Annotated in this window: 23 protein-coding genes and 1 pseudogene; 11 read left to right on the top strand and 13 right to left on the bottom strand. The window is 72.0% G+C overall.

Translation table 11 applies throughout. The features are described 5' to 3' along the window. Positions 1-145 precede the first annotated feature (145 nt). The 3 genes from HOQ23_RS14010 to HOQ23_RS14000 are packed head-to-tail and all read right to left on the bottom strand — an operon-like array spanning position 146 to position 2758. A complete protein-coding gene (locus tag HOQ23_RS14010) occupies positions 146-2284 on the bottom strand; it encodes a bifunctional DNA primase/polymerase (protein WP_172215235.1) in 2139 nt (712 codons plus the stop codon). Further along, entirely contained in the window at positions 2277-2459 is a 183-nt protein-coding gene (locus tag HOQ23_RS14005; protein ID WP_172215234.1) for a hypothetical protein, read from the bottom strand. The genes HOQ23_RS14010 and HOQ23_RS14005 overlap by 8 nt, the downstream gene beginning before the upstream one ends. Then, entirely contained in the window at positions 2456-2758 is a 303-nt protein-coding gene (locus HOQ23_RS14000; RefSeq protein ID WP_172215233.1) for a hypothetical protein, read from the bottom strand. The genes HOQ23_RS14005 and HOQ23_RS14000 overlap by 4 nt, the downstream gene beginning before the upstream one ends. A gap of 361 nt (positions 2759-3119) precedes the next feature. On the opposite strand from HOQ23_RS14000, the gene HOQ23_RS13995 reads away from it, so the two are divergent. Beyond that, the gene (locus HOQ23_RS13995; protein ID WP_172215232.1) at positions 3120-4127 is read left to right on the top strand and encodes a hypothetical protein; all 1008 of its coding nucleotides are present in this window, start codon (positions 3120-3122) and stop codon (positions 4125-4127) included. A gap of 6 nt (positions 4128-4133) precedes the next feature. Here the strand turns inward: HOQ23_RS13995 and HOQ23_RS13990 are convergent, their stop codons facing one another. Further along, on the bottom strand, positions 4134-5654 hold the full coding sequence (locus tag HOQ23_RS13990; protein ID WP_172215231.1) for a recombinase family protein: 1521 nt from the start codon (positions 5652-5654) through the stop codon (positions 4134-4136). Between the two features lie 51 nt (positions 5655-5705). On the opposite strand from HOQ23_RS13990, the pseudogene HOQ23_RS13985 reads away from it, so the two are divergent. The 7 genes and pseudogenes from HOQ23_RS13985 to HOQ23_RS13955 all read left to right on the top strand — a co-directional run. After that, positions 5706-6350, top strand: a pseudogene (locus tag HOQ23_RS13985) (CpaF family protein); the annotation flags it as partial. Then, positions 6350-7201, top strand: coding sequence for a type II secretion system F family protein (locus tag HOQ23_RS13980; protein ID WP_172215230.1), 852 nt, complete (start codon positions 6350-6352; stop codon positions 7199-7201). The pseudogene HOQ23_RS13985 and the gene HOQ23_RS13980, both read left to right, overlap by 1 nt. Next, the gene (locus tag HOQ23_RS13975; RefSeq protein WP_172215229.1) at positions 7198-8139 is read left to right on the top strand and encodes a type II secretion system F family protein; all 942 of its coding nucleotides are present in this window, start codon (positions 7198-7200) and stop codon (positions 8137-8139) included. The genes HOQ23_RS13980 and HOQ23_RS13975 overlap by 4 nt, the downstream gene beginning before the upstream one ends. A 58-nt stretch (positions 8140-8197) precedes the next feature. Continuing rightward, positions 8198-8395: a hypothetical protein gene (locus HOQ23_RS13970; RefSeq protein ID WP_172215228.1), complete on the top strand. Its 198-nt coding sequence runs from the start codon at positions 8198-8200 to the stop codon at positions 8393-8395. After that, a complete protein-coding gene (locus tag HOQ23_RS13965; protein ID WP_172215227.1) occupies positions 8395-8814 on the top strand; it encodes a TadE/TadG family type IV pilus assembly protein in 420 nt (139 codons plus the stop codon). The genes HOQ23_RS13970 and HOQ23_RS13965 overlap by 1 nt, the downstream gene beginning before the upstream one ends. Then, complete coding sequence (locus HOQ23_RS13960) at positions 8814-9275, top strand: hypothetical protein (protein WP_172215226.1); 462 nt, start codon at positions 8814-8816, stop codon at positions 9273-9275. The genes HOQ23_RS13965 and HOQ23_RS13960 overlap by 1 nt, the downstream gene beginning before the upstream one ends. 38 nt (positions 9276-9313) lie before the next feature. Next, complete coding sequence (locus HOQ23_RS13955; RefSeq protein ID WP_172215225.1) at positions 9314-9739, top strand: pilus assembly protein TadG-related protein; 426 nt, start codon at positions 9314-9316, stop codon at positions 9737-9739. Between the two features lie 512 nt (positions 9740-10251). Here the strand turns inward: HOQ23_RS13955 and HOQ23_RS13950 are convergent. Both HOQ23_RS13950 and HOQ23_RS13945 read right to left on the bottom strand, forming a co-directional pair. Next, entirely contained in the window at positions 10252-10806 is a 555-nt protein-coding gene (locus HOQ23_RS13950) for an Ltp family lipoprotein (protein ID WP_172215224.1), read from the bottom strand. Positions 10807-11425: 619 nt separating this feature from the next. After that, positions 11426-12466 carry a hypothetical protein gene (locus HOQ23_RS13945; protein ID WP_172215223.1) on the bottom strand — a complete coding sequence of 347 codons (1041 nt, stop codon included), beginning with the start codon at positions 12464-12466 and terminating at the stop codon, positions 11426-11428. A gap of 196 nt (positions 12467-12662) precedes the next feature. Here HOQ23_RS13945 and HOQ23_RS13940 point away from each other — a divergent pair, with 196 nt between their 5' ends. After that, positions 12663-13925, top strand: coding sequence for an HNH endonuclease signature motif containing protein (locus HOQ23_RS13940; RefSeq protein ID WP_172215222.1), 1263 nt, complete (start codon positions 12663-12665; stop codon positions 13923-13925). 15 nt (positions 13926-13940) lie between these two features. On the opposite strand, the gene HOQ23_RS13935 is transcribed toward HOQ23_RS13940, so the two are convergent. Then, positions 13941-14684, bottom strand: coding sequence for an arylmalonate decarboxylase (locus tag HOQ23_RS13935; RefSeq protein WP_172215221.1), 744 nt, complete (start codon positions 14682-14684; stop codon positions 13941-13943). Then, positions 14681-15247, bottom strand: coding sequence for a TetR/AcrR family transcriptional regulator (locus tag HOQ23_RS13930; RefSeq protein WP_172215220.1), 567 nt, complete (start codon positions 15245-15247; stop codon positions 14681-14683). Before HOQ23_RS13930 ends, HOQ23_RS13935 begins: the two co-directional genes overlap by 4 nt. A 104-nt stretch (positions 15248-15351) precedes the next feature. Between HOQ23_RS13930 and HOQ23_RS13925 the strand changes: the two genes are divergently transcribed. Then, on the top strand, positions 15352-15810 hold the full coding sequence (locus tag HOQ23_RS13925) for a CAP domain-containing protein (RefSeq protein ID WP_172215219.1): 459 nt from the start codon (positions 15352-15354) through the stop codon (positions 15808-15810). Positions 15811-16020: 210 nt separating this feature from the next. Then, complete coding sequence (prfB, locus tag HOQ23_RS13920; RefSeq protein ID WP_172215218.1) at positions 16021-17139, top strand: peptide chain release factor 2; 1119 nt, start codon at positions 16021-16023, stop codon at positions 17137-17139. Positions 17140-17239: 100 nt separating this feature from the next. On the opposite strand, the gene HOQ23_RS13915 is transcribed toward prfB, so the two are convergent. Genes HOQ23_RS13915 through HOQ23_RS13895 form a run of 5 tightly spaced genes read right to left on the bottom strand, consistent with a single transcriptional unit; the run spans position 17240 to position 22338 of the window. Continuing rightward, positions 17240-18283: an aldo/keto reductase gene (locus HOQ23_RS13915; protein WP_172215217.1), complete on the bottom strand. Its 1044-nt coding sequence runs from the start codon at positions 18281-18283 to the stop codon at positions 17240-17242. Beyond that, positions 18280-19617: an LLM class flavin-dependent oxidoreductase gene (locus HOQ23_RS13910; RefSeq protein WP_172215216.1), complete on the bottom strand. Its 1338-nt coding sequence runs from the start codon at positions 19615-19617 to the stop codon at positions 18280-18282. The genes HOQ23_RS13915 and HOQ23_RS13910 overlap by 4 nt, the downstream gene beginning before the upstream one ends. Continuing rightward, the gene (locus HOQ23_RS13905) at positions 19614-20405 is read right to left on the bottom strand and encodes an ABC transporter ATP-binding protein (protein ID WP_172215215.1); all 792 of its coding nucleotides are present in this window, start codon (positions 20403-20405) and stop codon (positions 19614-19616) included. The genes HOQ23_RS13910 and HOQ23_RS13905 overlap by 4 nt, the downstream gene beginning before the upstream one ends. Beyond that, positions 20384-21235, bottom strand: a complete 852-nt coding sequence (locus HOQ23_RS21615; protein WP_172215214.1) for an ABC transporter permease — start codon at positions 21233-21235, stop codon at positions 20384-20386. The genes HOQ23_RS13905 and HOQ23_RS21615 overlap by 22 nt, the downstream gene beginning before the upstream one ends. Beyond that, on the bottom strand, positions 21232-22338 hold the full coding sequence (locus HOQ23_RS13895; RefSeq protein ID WP_172215213.1) for an ABC transporter substrate-binding protein: 1107 nt from the start codon (positions 22336-22338) through the stop codon (positions 21232-21234). Before HOQ23_RS13895 ends, HOQ23_RS21615 begins: the two co-directional genes overlap by 4 nt. Between the last annotated feature and the right edge of the window lie 114 nt (positions 22339-22452).

Genomic DNA, 22452 nt, shown 5'->3' with positions numbered 1-22452 from the left:
ACCGGGCAACGCCGGTAGAACACGCCGACCCGCCGACGACCAATCTGTTCTCTGACCTCACCAGATACAGATACGAGTCGATTCGATAAGGCAGTGGCACAGGCCCGTAGCCCGGTACGCGTACCGGTGTACCGGGCTTCGGCCGTCACCCGCCCGCGTGGCGCAGCCTGCGCGACTCGACACCCTTCGGGCTCGTGTAGTGCTCGACCTCAACCGTGCCGCTGGCCACCAGGCGGTCCACCGCCTCGTCGGCGTACGGGCGCAGAGTGATCCGCGGGCGGACCTTGTCCCACACGACCCACTCGCCGCCCGCCGTCTGGAGCGTCTTGGTGATGGCCTGCGCGGCCCGCTTGACGCGGTCCTCGTCGGCGGCATCCTCGGCCCGCGCCTTGGTCACCGCAACGGCGTCGTGGCCCTCCTGGTGCTGGGTCGACAACGTGCGCTTGCACTGGACCTGGACAGCCGCCGACATGTCGATCACGACCCCGGCCAGCTCCCACCACTGGTCGTTAATCGCGACCTCGCCGTGCAGCAGCGCCAGCGCCGCCGCCACCTTCAATCGGGTCAGGAGCTTGTGCCCGGCCAGCGGGTCGGCGCCCGCGTCGCGGAGCTGGGCGCGCCGCGCGGCCCGGACCTCGGCTCGGACGTGCTCGGGGTAGTCGATGACCTCGGGCAGATCGGCCGGCGGATGCCAGTCGAGGGCGCCGGGCCACGGCACGTCGGCGTCGGGCAGCGACGGGTCCACCGCCTGCACCCACACGAGCCGCTGGGGCGTGCCCGCGTCGGCGTCGTCCAGCAGTGCCGCCGACCGCGTGGGCTGGACCCCGAGCAGCATCACCAGCCGGTAGCTGTTGGCCCGCACGTGGCGGTTGCGCTCCGCGGAGGCGTTGGCCTGCCCGAGCGTGCCCCCGGTCAGCGCCGAGCGGATCGTCGGGGCGATGGTCGCCCCGCTACGGCGCTGGGTCGCGCCGAGCGAGTCGATCTCATCGACGGTGAGGATGCGGTGCGGGTAGTCGATGAGCACCAAGTCGCGCCCGGAGCCCTTGCGGAGGAACGTCTGCACCAAGCCCTCGCCAGAGCCGACGTTGCGCTCGATGTCCTCCTGCCACTGCCCGACGTCGCCCAGCAGGTCCCGCGAGACAGCGAGCAGCGCGCTCTTACCGGCGCCCGAGCCACCCACGACCGCCACGCCCAGGTTGAGCGAAGCTCGCCCGCCGACGACGGGCGGCAGGGCCACGCCCGGCGGCAGCTCGGCCAGCACCCGCGCCAGCACGTAGCAGAGCAGCGCCTGCGACCCGACGAGCCGCGAGTGCGCCGCGTCGCGGATGCGGCGCAGCACCGGGGTGGCGTCGAACAGGTCGTCGGCCAGATCATCAAAGACCTCAGCCGCCGTGGGCGTCGGGTTCGCCTTGACGATGCCGTAGGCGCCGACCAGCAGCCGCGACCACTCGCCCTGGGCGTCGCGCTCGCCGCCCAACGCCGTGGTGAACATGGCTTCCAAGGTGTCGAGCGCCGTGGGCACACCGACGAGGCCCTGCTCGCCCTTGCGGACCAGGTCGAGCATCAGCGTCGCCGTGGTGTCGTGGCGGCTGGCCGCGACGCTGAGCGCCATGGCAGCGTTGGCCAACACCTCTCCGACGGCAGGGTGCACATCCTCGTCGGGGAGCTCGGCCACCCACGCGTCGACGTCGGCCCGGTCAACCTCTGCCTTGCGGTCGTGGTCGGCAGCATCGCCCCTGTCGAGCTCGGCCACCCAGGCGTCCGGCAGGGAGGCCAGCTCGGCCACGGTGGGGATGTCGTGGGTGGGCAGCCCGTCGGGGTCCCACCAGCCGTACTCACCACCCGCCGGGTGGACCGACGGCGGAGCGACGGCGAACCGGTGGCCGTGGTGGATGAGCTCGACGTGCTCACCGAGCACGTTGGCCCAGCGGCGACCGGGCGGCACCCGGTAGTAGCGGATGCCGCTCACGAAGTCGGTGTCGCGCGAGGTCGAGCGCCACGTGGGCGGCAGCTTGCCCAACCGCGCCTCGGCCTCGGCCAGCACCTTGCCGCCGTGCTTGTCGTCGTAGGCGTCGACGTCGAGGCCGATCACGTCGGAGGGCAGGCGCAGACCGATGTTGCCCCCACGGCGGCGCCACGCGGCCACCTGCGCGTCGTCCGGGTCAGTGCCGTCGTAGCCGGTGAAGCCGGTCGGCGGCGGGGACTTCTTGCGGCGCGGCAGGATCACGGTGCCGAGCCAGCCCGCGGCCCGGTAGTCGTCGGCAGCGTCGTACGGGCTAGCCACGGTCGGCCTCCTCGCCATTGAAGTGCCGCACCAGCTCGGACAGCCTCGCGGCCATCAGCTCCTCGGCGTACTTGTCGGTGTGCTCGGCGTGCTCGCGCTTCGACTTGCGCGGCTGCTGACGGTCGGTGGCCCGACGGCGCCCACTGTTGTGGGCGAGGCTCGTGTAGGTGCTCACGCTTCACCGCCCTGCGCCGCGACGACCGCCGCGCGGATGACGGGCTCGATGAGCTGCAACGCCTCGTACTTCACGCCCGCCTCGGCCAGCAGGAGCCCACAGAGGTGGGCGACCTGCGAGTCATCGAGGGGGGCGCCCTTGGCGGAGTTGCGCATCGTCTGACGGATCGCGACGTCGAGCTTCGCAGTGGCGTAGCTGGTGCGCGCCGCGTTGATCTCGGTCTGGTCGGCGCCGTGAGTCGCACGGGCGACGCGAGCGACCTGCATCCGTGCAGCGAGGAGGTTCTGAGGCTCGGCCATGATGGCGAGTCCTTCACTGGTGGCGGGCCGCCACTGCTCTTTCCGGGAGCTGTCTGCCGTCCCTCCGCTGTGGACGGCGCACTCTCCGACGTCGGTGTGGATCAGGTGTCCGACCTGCCCTGGCCCGGCGCTCTCGCCTGACCGCCGACGCCGGGCCACACGCGCTCTCAGGTTCGTCCCCGGTGGGGCGCCTACCTGGTACCGCTGCCGTGCAGCTCGTAGCCCTTGTTCGTGGTGACAACGATATCGCGCCGGGTTGAGCCGCAGGCGTTAGTTCTGCATATGGGCAGTAATCGCTGGGATGAGGTTGAGATGTGCTAGTTGCCAGCCGACTGTCGGTGCTCAGAACTAATCTGCCTGCATGCTCTCGACCCTGCTTCCTGGCGTTCGCGAGTTCCGCACGCCGCTGGTGACTGGGCTTCTGTGGGCAGCGTGCCTGTGGCTGCTCGTCGGAAGGCCCATCTCGGATAGCAATGCCACCAGCGATTTCGTGTCGGACTTCCGCCTCGACCAACTGCCCTCGACGGTGTGGCTTGGCGCCGCTGCGCTGCTCGTGTACCTCGTAGGCAGTCTCCTCGTCGTACGGAAGTCGCCGATCGAACCGTTGGTGGTGCGGTTCCGGCCGTGGGTCGCCCGCATGATCGACCGCCTGGACGAAGATCGCGCGCCAGCCAAGCGGCGCCATCGCTGGCTGTGGAAGAAGTGGCGCGACAAGTGGTCCTACCGCCGACCGGTCAATCGAGCGCGCAGCTGGTGCCAGTCGGAAGGCATTCGGTGGCAGGCCGTAGATGGCTGGTTGCACAACGAGTTTCAGGCGATGCTGTCCGATGGGCACGTCCCGGTCATGCGCTCGTTCGACGGTGGCTGTAACGCTCCGAACGGCTTCGAGGGTTTCTACGCTGCGGACACCGTCGAGTCCCACCCTGCTTACGGCATCAATTCGGACCAGCTTCGGTCGAGCTTGAGCGAGAACTTCGTCCGCGAGGTTAAGGATGAGCGCCCGGCGGTAGAGGTCCGCATCCAGATGCGGTTCCCCGAGGTCTACGCGGAGATCGACCGCCTCAAGGTCGAAGCCGAGCTTCGGATGTCGATCTTCTGGCCACTCATCGTGCTCACCGGGATCCTGGCTGTGGCTTGGTCGCCGCTCGCACTGGCGTTCGTGTTGGTGCCGCCGTGGCTTCTGTGGGACGGGATCAAGCGATCACACGAGGCGACCGAGAAGACCTGGGCGCCGCTCGTCGCTGGGGAGGTCACCAGCCCGATCCTCGACGCCATGGCAGCTGCCAAGAACGGAGAGTTCCGAAACTTCCGGTCGCGGTACGGCGTGCGGGAGAACTCCGATGCGGAGACTCCGATTCACGTTTCGTAGCGTCGCCTAGTCCGCCCAGTAAGCCAGGTCCTCATCGGTCGGGGCCTCGACCTGGCCAGCCGGATGCCAGTCGAAGGTGAGCCGCGCGAGCAGCTGCGCCGGAGTACGTCGCCCCGGTCGGCCGCGTCGCACCCACACGCGCCGGAGGGCGTCGTCCAGGACTGCCCTCCGGGTTTCGACGGTGCCAGCCTGAGCCCAGTCCTCCCCGAAGGTCTGCGAGCCTTCGACGGCGCGGAGAGTGACCCTCGGGGCCTTCGCTCGGGCCTCGCGCCGGAGCTTCCGCAGCCCGGCAATCTCGGCGGTGAGCCGGTCGGCTTCGTCGTCATCGTCCGTGGCCTGGAGTGCCGCGCCGAGCTCGGCCAGCCGGTGCTCGATCTCGGGCAGCAGCGCCGCCCCGCCCTCGTGCACCTCCTCGACAACCGACAGGCGCAGCTGGTCGCCGCGCTGGCGCAGGAACTCCTCGACCACGGCGTCCTCGAAGTTGCTGATCGCCATGTGGCAGCTCGGGCAGTAGTAGCCGGGCCGGTTCTGGACCGTGCCCCGGTGCATGCGCACCGCCTCGCCGTCGTGTTCGCCGCAGTAGACGAGCCCCGACAGCAGCCCGGAGGTCTTGGCGCGCATCGCGCGGGGCTTGCTCTGCGCGGTGTTGCGCGCGTCGAGCTTCTGCACCATCGCCCGCCACTCGGGCGGCGTCATGATCGCGACCGACTCGTCCACGACGGGCAAGCCGGTGTCGGGGTCGCGGAGGACCTCCGTCCCGCGTTGCTTGCTGACGTTGCCGGGGTTGTAGGCGGTCATGCCCGCAAGCACCGGGTTGCGCAGCAGTCGCTCGACCGTGGAGTACGCCCAGCCGTCGCGCTTGCGGCTCGCCTGCGATACGCCGGGCAGCGGGGCGCCGACCTCGTTGAGCCACTGGACGGTCGAGTAGATCGACGCACCCGCCGCGACTCGCTCAGCCGCCCCACGCACGAAGTCGATGCGGTCGGGGTCCTTGGCCAGGACGTAGCCGTTGCCGTCGGGGTTGGGGACCGAGCGCCAGCCGTATGGCACGGTCCCGCCGACGACCCGCCCCGCCTTCAACAGGTGGTTCCTCGCGGCCTTGACGCGCGCCGAGATGGCGTCGGCCTCGTACTCCGCGAAGGTGGCCAGGACGCCCGCGACGAACCGCCCGTCCGGGGTCGTCATGTCGATGGCGTTCTCCACGGCGACGATTCCCGCGCCCCGTTGTTGGAGCGCCTCGTTGGCGAGGTGGAAGTCCAGCACCCGGCGCGCGAGCCGGTCGAGCTTCCAGATGACGACGGCGTCGAAGCTCTCGGGGGAGTCCAGCAGCGCCCGCCACCCGGCGCGGTCCTCGGGCTTGTTGTGGGTCGCGCTGACGCCCTCGTCGCGGAACGTCGCGACGACCTGCCAACCGCGAGCGGCGGCGTACTGTTCAGCCGCCTCCACCTGGCGGTCGATGGACACTGACGCCTCCTGGGCGACGGAGATCCGGACGTAGATGGCGCAGCGGCGAGCGGTGGCGGGCATGCCGAGAACGATGGCCGCTAACCACCTTGTTAGCAACCGGGTTGTACGCAGACCGGGAAGACCACGATGTTGAACTGCCTCGCGGCGGCGATCCCCGGCGGGGAGCGGATCGTCTCGGTCGAGGAGGTCTTCGAGCTGCGCTTCCCGCACCCGGACTGGGTGCCGATGCAGACGCGCCAGTCCGGGCTGGAGGGCACCGGTGAGATCCGGCTGCGCGACCTGGTCAAGGAGAGCCTGCGGATGCGGCCGAGCCGCCTGATCGTGGGGGAGGTGCGGGCGGAGGAGTGCCTCGACCTGCTGCTCGCGCTCAACGCCGGCCTGCCGGGGATGGGGACACTGCACGCCAACAGCGCCCGCGAGGCGCTGGTGAAGATGTGCACGCTGCCGCTCCTGGCCGGGGAGAACATCTCGGCGCGCTTCGTGGTGCCGACCGTGGCGTCCTCGGTGGACCTCGTGGTCCACCTGGGCATCGACCAGCACGGCGTACGGCGGGTCAACGAGATCGTGGCCGTGCCGGGTCGGGTGGAGAACGACGTCATCGAGGTCGAGCCGATCTTCGAGCGGCGCGGCGGTGACCTGCGGCGGACCCGGGGGATGCCGCCGCGCGTCGAGCTCTACGAGCGGGCCGGGATCGACGTGCACGCGCTGCTGGCCGAGCCCGGCTCGGTCGCCGAGCAGGAGCGCGGGGCGTCCTGATGGGCGCGCTGGTCGGTCTCGGGGTGGGCATCGGGCTGGTGCTCATCTGGTCGGCGTTCGCGCTGCCGCACCCCGAGCGCGCACCGCGCGAGGAGGGGCGGGTGACCCGGCTGCTCGCCCGGGCCGGGCTGCAGGGGGTGTCGGCGCCGGGCTTCGTGCTGCTCTGCGTGGCCGTGGGCATGGTGGCCGCGTTGGCGATCCAGGTCGTCTCCCGCACCGCCCCGGTCGCCCTCGTCTTCGGCCTGCTCGGCGGCTACCTGCCGGTCGCCGTCGTCACCGGCCGCGCGCGCCGGCGCCAGCGGGAGTTCGCCGAGGTCTGGCCCGAGGCGGTCGACAACCTCGCCTCGGCCGTACGCGCGGGGATGTCGCTCCCGGACGGGCTGGCCGCGCTGGGCACCCGCGGGCCCGAGCCGCTCCAGCCGGCGTTCCAGTCCTTCGCCCTCGACTACCAGGTCACCGGCCGCTTCGGCGACTGCCTCGACCGGCTCAAGGACCGGCTGTCCGACCCCGTCGGCGACCGGGTCGTGGAGGGGCTGCGGATCGCTCGTGAGGTGGGTGGCGGCGAGCTCGGCCGGCTGCTGCGCAACCTGTCGGGCTACCTGCGTGAAGAGGCCCGGACGCGCTCCGAGCTGGAGTCGCGGCAGTCCTGGACGGTCAACGGCGCCCGGCTGGCGGTCGCGGCGCCGTGGGTGGTGCTGCTGATGCTCTCGCTCCAGGGCGAGGCAATCCGGCGCTACGCCACGCCCGCGGGCGTGGTCGTGCTGGTCGTGGGCGCCGGGATCTGCGCGGTCGCCTACCGCGTGATGATGCGCATCGGACGGCTACCGGTCGAGCGACGGATCCTGTCGTGAGCCTCGCGATGTGGGGAGCCGTGCTCGGCGCGACGCTCGCCGGCGGACTGCTGCTGGTCGTGTCCCGCCTGGTCGCGATGCGCCGGGTGCCGCTGGCCGAGCGGGTGCTGCCGTGGGTGCGCGACCTGCCGCGCCACGGGGCCGGCCCGGCCGCCGCAGCCCCCTCGGCGTCGCCCGCGGCCGCCGCGGTCGGCGTCTTCGGGCCGGTGTTGCGCTCCGCGGCGGAGGCGGTGGAGCGGGTGCTCGGCGGCGCCACGTCCGTACGCCGCCGGCTCGAGCGCGCCGGTCTCGAGACCACGGTCCAGGAGTTCCGGGTCGAGCAGGTGCTGTGGGGCCTGGCCGGCTTCGCGGTCGCGGCGGCCTGGGGGCTGCTGCGCGCGATGACGGCGCCCGGCGCCGCGCTGGCGTCGCTCCTGGTCTGTGCGGTCGCCTTCGTGTGCGGCGTGCTGGCCCGCGACACCTGGCTGTCCTCGCAGGTCAAGGCGCGCGAGCGGCGGATCCTCGAGGAGTTCCCGACGGTCGCGGAGCTGCTCGCGCTGGCGGTCGCCGCGGGGGAGAGCCCGGTCTCGGCGCTGGACCGCGTCGTACGCCGCAGCGGGGGAGACCTCTCCGACGAGCTCGCCGTGGTGCTCGCCGCCGTACGCACCGGGGAGCCGGTGGCCTCCGCCTTCGACGCCCTGGCCGCGCGCAGCGGGCTCCCGCTGGTAGCTCGCTTCGCCCAGGGCATCGCCGTTGCCTCCGAGCGCGGCACCCCGCTGGCCGACGTCCTGCACGCGCAGGCCGCCGACGTCCGCGAGGCGGGCCGGCGTGAGCTGATCGAGGTCGCGGCCCGCAAGGAGGTCGCGATGATGGTGCCCGTCGTCTTTCTCGTGCTCCCGGTGACCGTGCTCTTTGCGTTCTGGCCGGGCGCCGTCGGGCTCTCGTTGACCACTCCCTGACCACTCCAGACCCTGCTTTACCCCCCCCCCCGCGAACCCGGACAGATCGGAGCCCCTCATGACCCACCTCCTGCTTCTCCTGGTCAGGCTGCAGGCCACGCTCGTGGTGGCGCGTGGGCGCCGCGACGAGCGCGGCGACGTACCCGGGTGGGTGCTCGTCACCCTGATGACGGTCGGTCTGGTCGGTGCGATCACCGCCGTCGCCCAACCGCAGCTGACCAGGATGTTGACCAACGCGCTGTCCAAGGTGCAGTAGTGCCCGCGGGGGCTGGCCGGGCTCGACCACCGGACGCGGGCGAGCGCGGCAGCGCCGTCGCGGACTTCGTGCTGGTCGTGCTGGTGCTGGTCCCGCTGGTGCTGGGGATTCTGCAGGTCGCGCTGACGCTCTTCGTGCGCAACACGCTGGCCGCGGCCGCCTCGGAGGGTGCGCGGTACGCCGCGACCGCCGATCGGGGCCCCGCGGACGGCGTCGCGCGCACGCGCTCCCAGGTCGAGGGCGCGGTCTCGGGGCGGTTTGCGCGCGACGTGAGCGCACGGCAGGTGGTGCAGGACGGCCAGCCGATGATCGAGGTGACGGTGCGCGCCAGCGTCCCGGCGCTGGGGCTGGGCGGTCCGGGCGTCGACGTGGTGGTCACCGCGCACGCGGTCGAGGAGACGGCGCAGGTGGCGCCGTGATGCCCGGCGTCCGGCGGGGGCATCGGCTCGGGGACCGCGGTGAAGAGGGCAGCGCGCTGGTCGAGCTGGTCTGGCTCGGGCTGCTGCTCCTGGTGCCGCTGCTGTGGATCGTGCTGTCGGTCTTCGAGGTGCAGCGCGGCGCGTACGCCGTGAGCGCGGCCGCCCGGGCCGCCGGGCGGGCCTACGCCCTGGCGCCGAGCGATGCGGAGGGACGGCAGCGCGCGGAGGAGGCGGCGCGCCAGGCCTTGCGCGACCAGGGGATCGGCTCGGCCCCGCTGCAGGTGGAGGTGAGCTGCACACCGCACGCCGACTGCCACAGCGGGACCTCGGTGATCACGGTGCGCATCAGCTCCAGCGTGGCGCTGCCGGTGCTGCCCGACGCGCTCGGGGCCGAGCGCGGCCGGTTCGCCCTCGACGCGAGCCACACGGTGCCGATCGGGCAGTACCAGGAGGTCCGGTGACGCCCCCGTTACCGCCGCTCCGAGCGCGTGGGCAGGGCATGGAGGGTGGGTCGGTCTCCCCGCTGATCATCGGGTTCGCGCTGGTCCTCGCGCTGGCCGTCGCGGTCGTCATCGACGCGACGGCCGCCTATCTCCAGCGCTCCGAGCTGAGCTCGCTGGCCGACGGCGCGGCGCTGCACGGTGCGGACCTGGGCGCCACCGGCGTCGACGTCTACACCGACGGGGTCCCCGAGGAGCGGCTGCGGGTCAGCGAGGCGACCGTGCGGGCCTCGGTCGCGGACTACCTGCAACAGGTCGGCGCGCATGGCCGCTTCCCCGGTCTGACCTTCCGGGTGGGGATCTCGGCGGACCAGCGGGTCACCGTCGAGCTGAGCGCCCCGCTCGACCTGCCGCTCACCTTCCCCGGTTCGCCCTCCCAGCCCCGGGTCGGCGCGAGCGGGTCCGCGGTGTCGACGGTGGACTGAGTGCTCGCCATTCTGGAGGCGCTTCGCGGCAGCCAGCTAGCTTGCCCGGCGCGGCTCGGCGCGGCGATTGACCCGCTGTGCTCGGTGGGGAACCCGACAGCCGCAAGCCGTGCGTCTCGCGGCGCCTGCCAGGCCACTTCGCGATCGTCGTGCCTGCCAGGTCCTCTTGCCACGCGTTTGGTGCCTGGGGCGACGCGCGCGTGATTGAACGCGGCCATCCAGGCTGCGGGTGGCCGCGCTCAACCGTCTCCATGTGATGCGCTAGAGCCCTGTGTGCCCGACCGGTAAGGGCGTCGACATTCGTGGACGCGATCCTGTTCGAGGACACCGGTTGGACCGTAGTCCTTGAGGGGACCAGCAGGGGTTCGCGGCGGTGAACACCTGCAAGTTCGTGCTGCGTACGGCCGGGTTGCCGGCCTGCTGTCACTCCGGGCCTCGCCGACAACGCGAGAGCGCCCCTGCGGGGTACAGGGGCCATTTTCGATCGCCCGCGGGCGGGACTTCAGCCCGGATCAGTAGACGGCGTTGACGCCCGCGGTGGCCTGCTCCTGCGTGTAGCCCTCGAAGACAAGCTGCTCGATGAGGCCCGTCTTGGAAAACGACGTCATGTCGAGGTAGGCCTCCGCCGACCTCGCGGCCTGCTCGGTCCAGTCGACCTCGATGTTGTTCACGGCGAACTCCGCGTCGGCCTTGGAGTAGTCCTCGAAGACAAGTTGCTCCACCAAGCCGGACTCGGAGAATGCCGTCATGTCGAGGTAGGACTCGGCCGCGTCGATCGCGCGCTCCTGCCCCGAGGTCATCTCGGGCTCGGGCGCCTCAGTCGGCTCGGCCTTGTCAGCCGGCTTCTCGTCCTTCTTCGGCTTGTCGGCCTGCGAGGTGGAACCGGCATCCTTCGCAGCCTCCGGCTCTTCGGAGTCGCTGCCGCCCCCGTTCGCGATGCTGATGAGGATGGCGAGGACCACGATCGCCAGCAGCCAGTAGCGCTTCTTCTTATAGATCGGGCGCTTGGCCTTGGCGACGGCCTTCGCGGTCTTGTAATCCATCTCGCCGGTCGTGTTCGTGCTCATGGTGAGTGCTCCTTCTCTCAGGGAAGAGCCCGGACGGCTCGACCAATCACAGTCCCCTGAGGGAGGACGGTGCTTGAGCGTTCGGTCCGGCGACCCCTTCCTTCGTTCTTGTCTTCCAACGAACGAATCGCCGCCCCGCTAGGGCAGATCGGATGGGGTAGTCACGGTTCACCAATACGGAGTAGCAAGGGGGTGTTCAGCCACTCCCATGCAGGTGTGCTTCGGGTCTGCAGTGCGGCTCCCGCAACGGGTGTCGCTGGGGTCGGCGAGGACCAGCGTCAAGCAGGAGGGCGCGGCGCCAGGCGGTCCGTGCGCACCTCCTACTGCTCACGTAGTGGTCTCGGGGCCTGGCTCAGGGCCCGACTGCGACGTGACGGGCGCATGGCATGGGAGCTCTGCTACGCGTCGTGCGCTAAATGGCGGAGCCCGTGGCGAACAGGGGGTGAAACCGGCGCCCTTGGTGGGGATGTCTAGGGGGCCAGGAGTGTCGAGGAGAGGGCAAGAACGATCGCGCCAGGTAACCTCTTTTGGCCTGATTGGCGGCTGCTCCGTTGTCGTTGGGTCGACGCCCACGGGTCGGCGCGAGCGGGTCCGCGGTGTCGACGGTGGCCTGAGGGGCTCACCGTCGCGTGACGCAGCGCGGAGGCGACCAGGCGAGCGAGACGCTCCCGTCGCCCCCTGCCGCGCGGAGATTCGGGCGGACGCTGAAGCAGTAGGTGCGCCCCTTCCTCAGCGGCTGCGACCTGACCGACATGGTGGTCAGCGCACGCCGGGCGCCGGGGACCGTCCACGAGGTCCAGCCGCCCTTGCCGGTGCGCGCTGCCGGTCGGCTGCGGTGACGCACGGAGTAGGGCAGGCCAGGCCCGAGCTGCTCGGTCTGGATGCCACGCCAGCTCAGCTTCACCCGCTTGGCCCGGGTGGACTTCTTCGCCGGCCCGGTCATCCGGGCGGCCGGCATCATCAGGCAGTCGCCCGTGGAGGTGCCCGCGCCCACGTTGACCGGGCGTAGGCAGAGCTCGAAGGTGCCGACCGGGTGCTTCACCCTGGTCCGGAACCAGTGGGGAGCCTGCGACCAGAAGGACTTCGGTGCGGGGCGGTTGGCCAGGACGGTGGCGACCCGAGCGCCGTCGATCGAGATCCTCACCTTGATGGGGCGGCCCTGGGAGTTGGCGTCGTACGCGCGGCCGGCGACTCGGAGCGTGGTGCGCTGGACCTTCAGCTCCTCGAGGAACGCCATCGCATCCGGGTGGGGGATCCTCACCTCGTGGCATGGCGGGAGCAGCGGGTTGCTGCCCGTGGGATCGATCGCGTAGGCGCACACCGTCTCGCTCGGGGACAGGTCCCCCGGGGGCTGGAAGGAAGCGGCGAACCCGTGCGGCCCGACGTCCTCGCGATGGAGACCGGCCGTCGTGGTTCCGAGGAGCCGGCGGCTGCCGTAGCTGGTGGTGGAGTAGACGTGGATCTCCACGGCGGCGTCCGGGGTGTCCGGGTCCTGCGCCCAGCCGCTGACGGCGACGTAGCCGTCGGGGGTGACTGAGACAGCGTCGAGGAAACCGACCGGGTCGGCTGCCCGGGCAGCGGGCGCCACGGCGAGGGAGGAGACGAGGAGGCCGCCGGACGCGAGGAGGGACGCGAGGGGCCGCAGGAGTCGGATCTTCACGCGGGGCTGCTTCCCGCGATCGGGCGTCGCCAATCCCATGGGTGTGGAGCGCAGGACCCCGCGCACCAACAGGCCTGCCGACGACCCTCCACAGCCGGCGGAGGGACGGAGGTCGGGGCCCCGGAAATGTCCCCGGTCGTCTCTAGGATGAAGTCATGTCGTAGAGCTCCGCAGCACCTGGTCTCGGGAGGCCCGGATGGCCGAAACGCTCGATCCCTATCTGGTGGATCTGGAGCGCCTGCACGCCGACCTGGACCGGGTGGTCGAGCGGGACCCGGTGTTCCTTCCCGTGGCGACGAAGCGCCAGGCGTTGCTGATGGCGGCCTCGGCATCGTCGCGGGCGCAGGCTGTCCTGGCGCGGCTGGTCGGGTGTGCGGACGACGTGGCGGACGCGGAGGGCCACCGGGACGTCGCCTCGTGGTTGACGCACCGCACCCATGACTCGCTGACCACGACCCGTCGGGCGCAGCGGCTGGGGGTGGCGTGCGAGCAGCGCTGGCACCGGGTCGGTTTGGCGCTGCTGGGCGGGCGGATGAGCGTCGACCAGGCCCAGGTGATCGTGGCTGCCCTCGACGAGCTGGCCTGCGGGCGTGACCTGGTGGAGGCCCCGGCGGAGGAGTGGGCCGAGGTCCTGGTCCGCGCGGAGGTCTATCTGGTGGAGCAGGCGGTCGGCTTCGGTCCGCGGGAGCTGCGCCGGTTGGGGGAGCGGATCCTGGAGGTGGTCGCGCCGCAGTGGGCCGAGGAGCTGGAACGGCGACAGCTGGAGGCCGCGGAGCGCGCGGCTCGGCGGCGTACGACGCTGTCGGTGCAGCACCAGGGCGACGGCACGGCATTCATCCGGGCGCGGGTGCCCGAGAGCGTGGCGTTGCGGCTGACCACGATGCTGGAGGCCTTCACCAACCCCCGCAAGGAGGACGGCGCGGCGGCTGCGGACGACGGGCGGCGGGTGCCGTACGAGCGGCGCCTCGGTGAGGCGTTCTGCTCGCTGATGGAGGCCCTCGACCCCGCCCGGCTGCCGCTGCACGGCGGGGACGCGACGACGCTGGTCATCACGATGGACCTGGCGACGCTGACCGCGGGCCTCGGGACGGCGACGTTGGCGGACGGCTCCCGGATCACCGCCGGCGAGGCCCGGCGACTGGCCTGCACCGCAGGCCTCGTGCCCGCGGTGCTGGGCACCCGCTCGGTCCCGCTCGACCTCGGACACGCAACGAGGCTCTTCAGCCCCGGACAACGGAAGGCCCTCGCGATCCGCGACCGGGAGTGCCGCGCGGACGGCTGCTCGATCCCCGCCACCTGGTGCGAGGCACATCATCTGAAGCCGTGGTCAGCGGGAGGGAGGACCGACCTCGCGAACGCGCTCCTGCTCTGCTTCCACCACCACCATCTGGTCCACGACGACCGCTATCTCCACCAGCGGATGCCGAACGGCGACATCCGCTTCGCCCGGAGGACGTAAGTCGGTGAGCGCAGGTCAGTGCTCGCGCAGGAGCACCCCGGAGCCGGTGACCCGGTCCTCGATGCCGTGCTCGCGCAGCGCGTGCCACAGCGTGGCGGCGTTGATCGCGACGACCGGGCGGCCGAGCTCGGCCTCGAGCGTCTCGGCGAGCCCGACGAAGGAGAGATTGGTGCCGACCTGCACGATCGCCTCCACGCCGGGGCGGTCGATCTCGGCCACCACCTCGCGCAGCCGGGGCTCCTCGACACGGGCGATGTCCATGGCGGTGGGGCAGCGCAGGCCGGTGATCGCCGCGACGTCGAAGCCCGCCTCGGTGAAGAACCGGCCGACCTCGCGGTCGGCGACCGGCTGGTACGGCGAGAAGACCGAGATCCGACGTACGCCGAGGGCGTGCAGCGCCGCCCGGCACGCGCCGGCGCCGGTGGTGACCGGGAGACCGGTGCGCTCGCGCATCCGCTGCTCGAAGGCGGCGTTGCCCTCGACGCCGCCCCAGAACGTCTCCGCCGACATCCCCATGACCATCCGGTCCGGCTCGGCGGTGAGCGCGTCGCGCACCGCGGTGTCGAGGGAGGCGCGGATCTGCACCAGCAGCGCCTCGAAGCCGGCGTCGCCGGCCATCGTGGGGTCCGGGATGTGCATCGAGCCGGCGCGGAACGCGACCCCGTCGACACCGGCGCGCCAGTAGTCGTGCTCGACCACGGTGTTCGTGCTCGGCACGATCACCCCGAAGACGGCCCGGGGGCCCACGGCGTTCGTCATCGCGACACTCCTTCGAGCCCGGCGAGGCAGAGGTCCACCGCGCGGTGCGCCCGGGCGCGCGCCGCGGGCCGGTCCAGCAGGAGGGCGTCGACGAGCAGCGGTGAGACGACCACGGCGATCACGTCGTCGGCCGGGCCGCGGGGCACCTGCGCCTGGGCCAGCACCGTGCCGAACGGCTCGAGCAGGTCCTCGACGTAGCGCCGCCGCAGGTCGGCCGCGGCCGGGTCGAGCGCCGCGGTGGTGGTCAGCGCCTGGAGGAACGCCGCCACCGGCTTGTCGCGCAGCCGGTCGCACAGCACATCGACCGCCGTGTGCAGGTCGGCCGCCAGGTCGCCGGAGGAGGGGCCCGGCGGGGAAGGCGCCACGTCGATGAGCGCGGCCAGTACGTCGGTCGAGGTCGGCCAGTGCCGGTAGATCGTCGAGCGCGAGACGCCGGTCACCTGGTGCAGCCGTTGCGGGGTCAGCGCGGTCGCGCCCTCCACCAGCAGCAGCTCGAGTGCCGCGGTGAGCACCACGGTCGCCGTCTCGTTCGCCGGCCCTGCCGGGCGTCCAGTCCGTGCCATTGAGTAAACGATACGGGATGCCCCGGTTATATGTGCCGATGCGAAGTGGGGGAGGCGGGTGTCGGCGCGTGCATCGGCCACCACCGATCTCGTAGCCTCGCCGGATGTCTCACCGTCTCGGAACCCTCGTGGCCCTGTTCGCCCTCCTCCTGTCCCCGCTCGCGGTGCTGTCGCCGGCCAGCGCCGCGACGCCGGAGCAGACCTACGCCAACCAGGCCGTGCGTGCGACCAACGCGGTGCGCGCCAACCACGACCGCGGCGCGGTGAAGAAGAACGCCTGCCTGCGCAAGGCCGCCGCCCAGCAGGCGCGCAAGATGGCCGCGCAGCAGCGGATCTTCCACCAGGACCTGGGCCCGCTGCTGCAGCGCTGCGGGATGAGCATGGTGGGTGAGAACGTCGCCTCCGGCTATCCCAGGGGGCGCGCCGTCGTGCGCCAGGGCTGGATGAAGTCGCCCGGCCACCGCGCCAACATCCTCAACGGCGGGTTCGACCGGGTCGGCATCGCGGCCCGACGCGGCGACGACGGCCGCTGGTACGCCGCGCAGGTGCTCGGCCAGCGCTGACGCCGTACGCCGGCCGGGACGGCGCACACCCTCCTGTGCAGGAGGACCCCCAAAGAACGCGCCGGCCGGCCCGGCGTGGGCGGACCATCGGCCCTGAGGCTAGGCAGCGCCCGGACGCAGGGGAAGTTGTCGCCCGGCGGCACGCGGTTGAAAAAACCGAGGTCAGGGCGGCTTTCGACACCTACCCAGCGGGGCCGTAACCTGTAGGACGTGGCCGGACCGGACTTCGACGTCGAGATCAAACAGCTCCAGGCAACCATGCGCACGATCGAGCAGGTGCTCGACGTGGACGCGATGAAGGTCGAGATCGCCGACCTCAGCGAGCAGGTGGGCGCCCCGGACCTCTGGGACGACCAGGCCAACGCCGCGCGCGTCACCGGTCGCCTGTCCACCCTCCAGGGCGAGCTCGAGCGCTTCGAGAGCCTCACCAGCCGCATCGAGGACGTCGGCCTGATGGCCGAGATGGCCCGCGAGGAGGGCGACGACGACGTCCTCGGCGAGGCCGTGATCGAGCTCGAGCGGGTCAAGAAGTCCGTCGAGGCCCTCGAGGTCCGCACCCTGCTCTCCGGCGAGTACGACTCCCGCGAGGCCCTGGTGACCATCCGCGCCGGCGCCGGTGGCGTCGACGCCGCGGACTTCGCCGAGATGCTGATGCGCATGTACACGCGCTGGGCCGAGCAGCACAAGTACTCCGTGGAGGTCTTCGACACCTCCTACGCCGAGGAGGCCGGCCTGAAGTCGGCGACCTTCGCGATCCACGCGCCGTACGGCTACGGCACGCTGAGCGTCGAGGCCGGCACCCACCGCCTCGTGCGGATCAGCCCCTTCGACAACCAGGGCCGTCGCCAGACGTCGTTCGCCGCCGTCGAGGTCGTGCCCGTGCTCGAGCAGACCGACGAGATCGACATCCCCGACGAGGAGATCCGCGTCGACGTCTACCGCTCCGGCGGCCCCGGCGGCCAGTCGGTCAACACCACCGACTCCGCGGTCCGGCTGACTCACATCCCCACCGGCACCGTGGTCAGCTGCCAGAACGAGAAGAGCCAGCTGCAGAACAAGGCCAGCGCGATGGTCGTGCTCAAGGCCAAGCTGCTCGCCCGCAAGAAGGCCGAGGAGAAGGCGCACCTCGACGAGCTCAAGGGCGACGTGCAGGCCAGCTGGGGCGACCAGATGCGCAACTACGTGCTGAACCCCTACCAGGTCGTCAAGGACCTGCGCACCGGCTACGAGGTCGGCAACCCCGCCGCGGTCTTCGACGGCGACATCGACGGCTTCCTCGAGGCGGGCATCCGCTGGCGCCGCGGCGCCGAGAAGGCCGACGAGAACTGAGCCACGCGGCCCCGCGCCGCACCCGCCGTACGACGACAGGCCCCGCCTCCCGATCGGGAGACGGGGCCTGTCGCGTCGAGGCGCCCCGGTGCCAGGGGTGTCAGCGCGCCGAGCGGCGGCGCAGACGTGCCTCGGTGAGGGCCGGGGGTGCGTAGCCCCGGTCCGCGTCGTTGATCGTGGTGCCCGGTGCGACGATCTCGTCGATGCGGTCCAGCACGTCGCGCGACAGCGAGACCTTCTCCGCGCCCAGCTGGGACTCCAGCTGCTCCATGGTGCGCGGCCCGATGATGGCCGAGGAGACCGCCGGGTGCTCGAGCACGAACGCCAGCGCGAGGTGGATCAGCGAGACCCCGGCGTCGTCGGCGAGGTCTTGGAGCTGGTGCACCGCCTCGAGCTTGCGCGCGTTGGCGGGGTGGTACGGGTCGTGGCGCCCGGGCTGGCGCGCCAGCCGCGAGGAGGTGATGGTCTCCTCGCCGCGGCGGTGGCGCCCCGAGAGCCAGCCGCCGGCCAGCGGGCTCCACGGCAGGATCCCGAGGCCGTACCTCTGCGCGGTCGGCAGCAGGTCCCGCTCGACCTCCCGGGCCAGGATCGAGTACGGCGGCTGCTCGGTCACCGGCCGCTCGCGGTGGCGGCGCTCGGCGACCCACTGCGCCTCGACGACCTGCGAGGGCAGGAACGTGGAGGTGCCGAGGTAGCGGATCTTGCCCTGGTGGACCAGGTCCGAGAGCGCGGAGAGGGTCTCGTCGATCGCGATCTCCGGGCGCGGGCGGTGCACCTGGTAGAGGTCGATGTGGTCGGTGCGCAGCCGGCGCAGCGAGCTCTCGACCTCGCGGATGATCCAGCGCCGCGAGTTGCCGCCGTGGTTGGGGTCCTCATCGGACATGGCGCCGTGGAACTTGGTGGCCAGGACGACGTCGTCGCGGCGCCCCTTCAGCGCCCGGCCCACGATCCGCTCGGACTCGCCGCGGGAGTAGACGTCGGCGGTGTCGATGACGTTGATTCCGGCGTCGAGCGCGCGGTGGATGATCCGGATCGAGTCCTCGGGGTCGGGGTTGCCCCACTCGCCGAACATCATCGCGCCGAGGGCGAGCGGGCTGACCTTCACGCCGGTGGTGCCGAGGTCGCGCCAGTGCTCGGGGTTCATGCGGTCTCCTGGTGGTGGTGGGGCTGGCTGAAGAGGCTCGCGGGCCGCGCGAGACCGAGGTGCTCGCGCAGCGTCGTGCCGTCGTACTCGTGGCGGAACAGGCCGCGCTCGCGCAGGATCGGCAGCACGCCGTCGACGAAGCGGTCGAAGCCGCCGGTGAGCCACGGCGGCATCACGTTGAAGCCGTCGGCGGCGCCGCTCTCGTGCCACAGCTGGATCTGGTCGGCGACCTGCTCGGGGGTGCCGACCACGACCCGGTGGCCGCGGGCGCCGGCGAGGCGGTGCATGAGCTGGCGGATGGTCGGCTGCTCGCGCTCGACGATGTCGAGCACCAGCTGCGCGCGGCTGGACTCGGCGCGCTCGCCGTCCAGGTGCAGCGCCTCGACCGGGAACGGCCCGTCCAGGTCGTGGCCGGACAGGTCCACGCCCAGGGTGTTGCGCAGCACCTCCAGGGAGTACGCCGGCTGGGTGAGCACGTTGAGCCGGTCGTGCAGCTCGCGGGCCTCGGCCTCGGTCGCGCCGATCACCGGGCTGATCCCGGGCAGCACCAGCACCGAGCGCGGGTCGCGCCCGACGTCGCGGGCGCGCTGCTTGATGTCGGCGTAGAACTCCTGGGCGCTGTCCAGGGTCTGGTGGGCGGTGAAGATGGCCTCGGCCCAGCGGGCCGCGAAGCCGCGACCGTCGGCGGAGGAGCCGGCCTGCACGTAGACCGGGCGGCCCTGCGGGGAGCGGGGCAGGTTGAGCGGCCCCGCGACCGAGAACTCCCGGCCGACGTGGTCGACGCGGTGGATGCGGTCGGTGTCGGCGAAGATCCCGCTGTCGGGGTCGGCGAGCAGCGCCTCGTCCTCCCAGCTGTCCCACAGCCGGGTGACCACCTCGAGGTACTCGTCGGCGCGGGCGTAGCGGTCGGCGTGCGGCGGGTGCTCGGGCAGCCCGAAGTTGGCCGCGGCGCCGGCGGCCCCGGTGGTCACGATGTTCCAGCCGGCGCGGCCGTTGCTGAGGTGGTCCAGCGAGACGAACTGGCGGGCCAGGTTGTAGGGCTCGGTGTAGGTGGTCGACGCGGTCCCGATCAGCCCGATCCGGCTGGTCACCGCCGCGATCGCCGACATCCAGGTGAGCGGCTCGAGGCGGAACCGCGAGGCGTAGCGGATGTTGTCGGCCAGCGAGGGGCCGTCGGCGAAGAAGATCGCGTCGAGCTTCGCGCCCTCGGCCTTGCGGGCCAGCGCCTGGTAGTAGGTGATGTCCAGGACGCGCGAGATGTCGCTGTCCGGGTGACGCCAGGCGGCCTCGTGGTGACCGCCGGGGTAGATGAACAGGTTCAGGTGCAGGCTCACGAGGCCACCTCCGTGCGTACGGCGTCCGCGTCGTCGACGACGCCCAGCTCGGCCAGCAGCCGGGTGCGCAGCGCCGCGAACGCGGGGTCGGCCTGCGAGCGGCGCCCGTCGAGCTGCACCGCCAGGTCCGAGCGCACGACGCCGTCGTCGAGCACGATCACCCGGTCGGCCAGCACGATCGCCTCGTCGACGTCGTGGGTGACCAGCAGCACCGCGGGCCGGTGCGCCTCGCACAGCCGGCGCAGCAGCGTGTGCATGCGGATCCGGGTGAGCGCGTCGAGCGCGCCGAAGGGCTCGTCAGCGAGCAGCAGCGCGGGCTCGCGGACCAGGGAGCGGGCCAGCGCGGCTCGCTGCTGCTCCCCGCCCGAGAGTTGGTGCGGCCAGGCCCGGTCGCGCCCGCCGAGGCCGACCTCCTCCAGTGCGGTGCGGCCGCGGACCTGGGCGTGCCGGCCGGGGAGGCCCAGGACCACGTTGTCCAGGACCCGCTTCCACGGGAGCAGCCGGGAGTCCTGGAAGACCACCGAGACGTTGGTCGGGACCTCGATCGTGCCGTGGCCCGCGACGTCGCGGTCCAGCCCGGCCAGGGCGCGCAGCAGCGTGCTCTTGCCGCTGCCGCTGCGCCCGAGCAGGGCCACGAACTCCCCGGGGGCGATGTCGAGGTCGAGGCCGTTGAGCACGCCCCCGGCCTCGCTGAAGCGGCGGTGCAGGCCGCGGACCCGCACGGCGCTGCCGTGGGGCTGCGGGGCGTGGTCGGTGGTGGCGGGCGTCAGCCCAGGGTGCGTCGCCATGTCAGGGCCTTCCTCTCGATCAGGCGGACGGTGCCGTCGGCGACGAGGCCGAGGGCGGCGTAGACGACCAGGCCGACGACGATGACGTCGGTCTGTCCATAGCTGGACGCGAGCGTGATCATGTGGCCGATCCCGCTCGTGGCGTTGATCTGCTCGACCACGACCAGCGCGAGGATCGCGGAGGTCACCGCGAAGCGCAGGCCGAGCAGGAACCCGGGCATCGCCGCCGGGATGACGATGCTGCGCACGAACGCGGTGCGGCTCAGGTCGACGGTCTCGGCGAGCTCGGCGTAGCGCCCCTCGATGGCGCGCAGGCCGTGGTGGGTGTGGATGTAGACCGGAACGAGCACGCCGAGGGCGATCGTGATGACCTTCATCTCCTCGCCGATGCCGAACCAGAGGATGAGCAGCGGGATCAGCGCCAGGCTCGGGATCGAGCGCTTGATCTGCACCGGTCCGTCGACGACCGCCTCGCCGAGACGCGAGAGGCCGGCGATGATCGCCAGCACCACGCCGACGGCGGTGCCCAGGGCGAGCCCCAGGCCGGCCCGGACCGCGGAGGTCACCAGGCTGTCCTGGAGCCGACCGCTCTCGACGAGGTCGGCGGCGGTGCTCGCGACCGTCCACGGCTCGCTCAGGGTGCGAGGGTCGAGGACGCCGGTGGCGGAGCCGACGCACCAGGCGACGACGAGCAGCACCGGGCCGAGCAGCGCCGCGAACGGCACCCGCGGACCGGGCCCGAGCCGGCGGCGTACGACGCGGGCGTCGACGGCGCTCGAGCCGTCGTGGAGGGCGCGGGTCGGGGGCGGGGCGGGGGGCGCGGCGGTCACGACGGGCTCCCGGTGCCGGCGGGCCCGCGGGGTGCGGCGCCGTCGACGGCCTCGGCGACCACTTCCTCGAAGCGGCGGTCGTAGAGCTCGCTCACGTCGAGCTCGTCGTGACCCTGCTCGCGGGCCAGCAGATCGGCGGTCTCCTGGTGCCGGGCGATCAGGTCGTCCCAGTCGGTCGGGACCGTGAAGGTGCCGAGCGCCTCGACCACGTAGCGGGCGTCCTCGAGGGAGAGCCCCTCGTGCTCGACGTAGAAGGCCTGGGCGAACTCCTCGGGGTGCTCGTTGATCCACTCCTGGGCCTTGGCCCAGATCGCGACGTACTTCTTGGCGGCCGCGGCCTTGTGGGCGTCCTCGACCACCTCGACCGGCGCGTAGAGCACCCAGGCGTCGTCGCGGACCCCGGAGGCGACGGTGCGGGCGCCGTCGCGCTCGTACTTGGCGAGGAACGTCTTGGCCAGGGTCGGCTGGAGCGGGGCGACGTCGACCTGCTTGCTGCCGAGGGCGTTGACGAAGGAGTCGTCCACGCTGGTCATCTCGACCAGCTCGACGTCCTCCTGGCTCAGTCCGGCCTTCTCCAGCACGCGGAGCACCAGCGCGCCCTGCGCCTGGCCGGGGGAGTAGGCGATCTTCTTGCCGGCCAGGTCGTCGAGGTCCGAGACGTCCGCGCCGGGCGCGACGCCCAGGGCGTAGGTCTGGTGCTCCAGCGGGTCGACGGTCTCGCGGGTGGCGAGGATGCGGACCTCGGTGTCGGTCCAGGTCGCGAAGAGCGGTGGGATGTCCGCGACCGCCCCGACGTCGAGGGCGTCGGCGCGGAAGGCCTCGAGGGTCTTGGGGCCGCCGGAGATGTTGGCCCACTCGATGTCGAAGTCGATCTCGGCGATGAGGCCGGAGACCTCGAGTGCGGTCTGCGTGGCGGGGTCGCCGACGCGCAGCACCGTCCCGGAGGGGGCCTGGTCCGGGAGGTCGGCCCCGGCCTCGAGCTCGGGTCCCGCGGCCTCGGAGGAGCAGCCGGCCACGACCAGAGCCGAGATGGCCATGGCCAGCGCGACGGGCAGGCGTCGACGCGGTCGGCGGTGACGCCGACGGGGGAGGGTGGAGGACATGGGGCTCCTTCGGTTTTGCGATAAAGTCGAGTAAATTAATGCACATAAGAAACGTGCTGTCACGGCCGTGGTGACACGGTCTGGCGACAGGTTTCGCCGAGCCCCTCGGGAGGG

This window comes from Nocardioides sp. zg-DK7169 (assembly GCF_013155365.1).
In the GTDB taxonomy this organism is placed as follows: domain Bacteria; phylum Actinomycetota; class Actinomycetes; order Propionibacteriales; family Nocardioidaceae; genus Nocardioides.
Note: the sequence above shows the minus strand (reverse complement) of the source record. Positions and strands in the feature narration are given on the sequence as shown.

Bases quoted from the DNA above. Each gene is read 5' to 3' on its own strand.
- HOQ23_RS14000 (WP_172215233.1), bottom strand. From the start codon at position 2,758: ATGGCCGAGCCTCAGAACCTCCTCGCTGCACGGATGCAGGTCGCTCGC.
- HOQ23_RS13995 (WP_172215232.1), top strand. From the start codon at position 3,120: ATGCTCTCGACCCTGCTTCCTGGCGTTCGCGAGTTCCGCACGCCGCTG.
- HOQ23_RS13990 (WP_172215231.1), bottom strand. From the start codon at position 5,654: ATGCCCGCCACCGCTCGCCGCTGCGCCATCTACGTCCGGATCTCCGTC.
- HOQ23_RS13980 (WP_172215230.1), top strand. From the start codon at position 6,350: ATGGGCGCGCTGGTCGGTCTCGGGGTGGGCATCGGGCTGGTGCTCATC.
- HOQ23_RS13970 (WP_172215228.1), top strand. From the start codon at position 8,198: ATGACCCACCTCCTGCTTCTCCTGGTCAGGCTGCAGGCCACGCTCGTG.
- HOQ23_RS13960 (WP_172215226.1), top strand. From the start codon at position 8,814: ATGCCCGGCGTCCGGCGGGGGCATCGGCTCGGGGACCGCGGTGAAGAG.
- HOQ23_RS13955 (WP_172215225.1), top strand. From the start codon at position 9,314: ATGGAGGGTGGGTCGGTCTCCCCGCTGATCATCGGGTTCGCGCTGGTC.
- HOQ23_RS13950 (WP_172215224.1), bottom strand. From the start codon at position 10,806: ATGAGCACGAACACGACCGGCGAGATGGATTACAAGACCGCGAAGGCC.
- HOQ23_RS13940 (WP_172215222.1), top strand. From the start codon at position 12,663: ATGGCCGAAACGCTCGATCCCTATCTGGTGGATCTGGAGCGCCTGCAC.
- HOQ23_RS13935 (WP_172215221.1), bottom strand. From the start codon at position 14,684: ATGACGAACGCCGTGGGCCCCCGGGCCGTCTTCGGGGTGATCGTGCCG.
- HOQ23_RS13930 (WP_172215220.1), bottom strand. From the start codon at position 15,247: ATGGCACGGACTGGACGCCCGGCAGGGCCGGCGAACGAGACGGCGACC.
- HOQ23_RS13925 (WP_172215219.1), top strand. From the start codon at position 15,352: ATGTCTCACCGTCTCGGAACCCTCGTGGCCCTGTTCGCCCTCCTCCTG.
- HOQ23_RS13915 (WP_172215217.1), bottom strand. From the start codon at position 18,283: ATGAACCCCGAGCACTGGCGCGACCTCGGCACCACCGGCGTGAAGGTC.
- HOQ23_RS13905 (WP_172215215.1), bottom strand. From the start codon at position 20,405: ATGGCGACGCACCCTGGGCTGACGCCCGCCACCACCGACCACGCCCCG.
- HOQ23_RS13895 (WP_172215213.1), bottom strand. From the start codon at position 22,338: ATGTCCTCCACCCTCCCCCGTCGGCGTCACCGCCGACCGCGTCGACGC.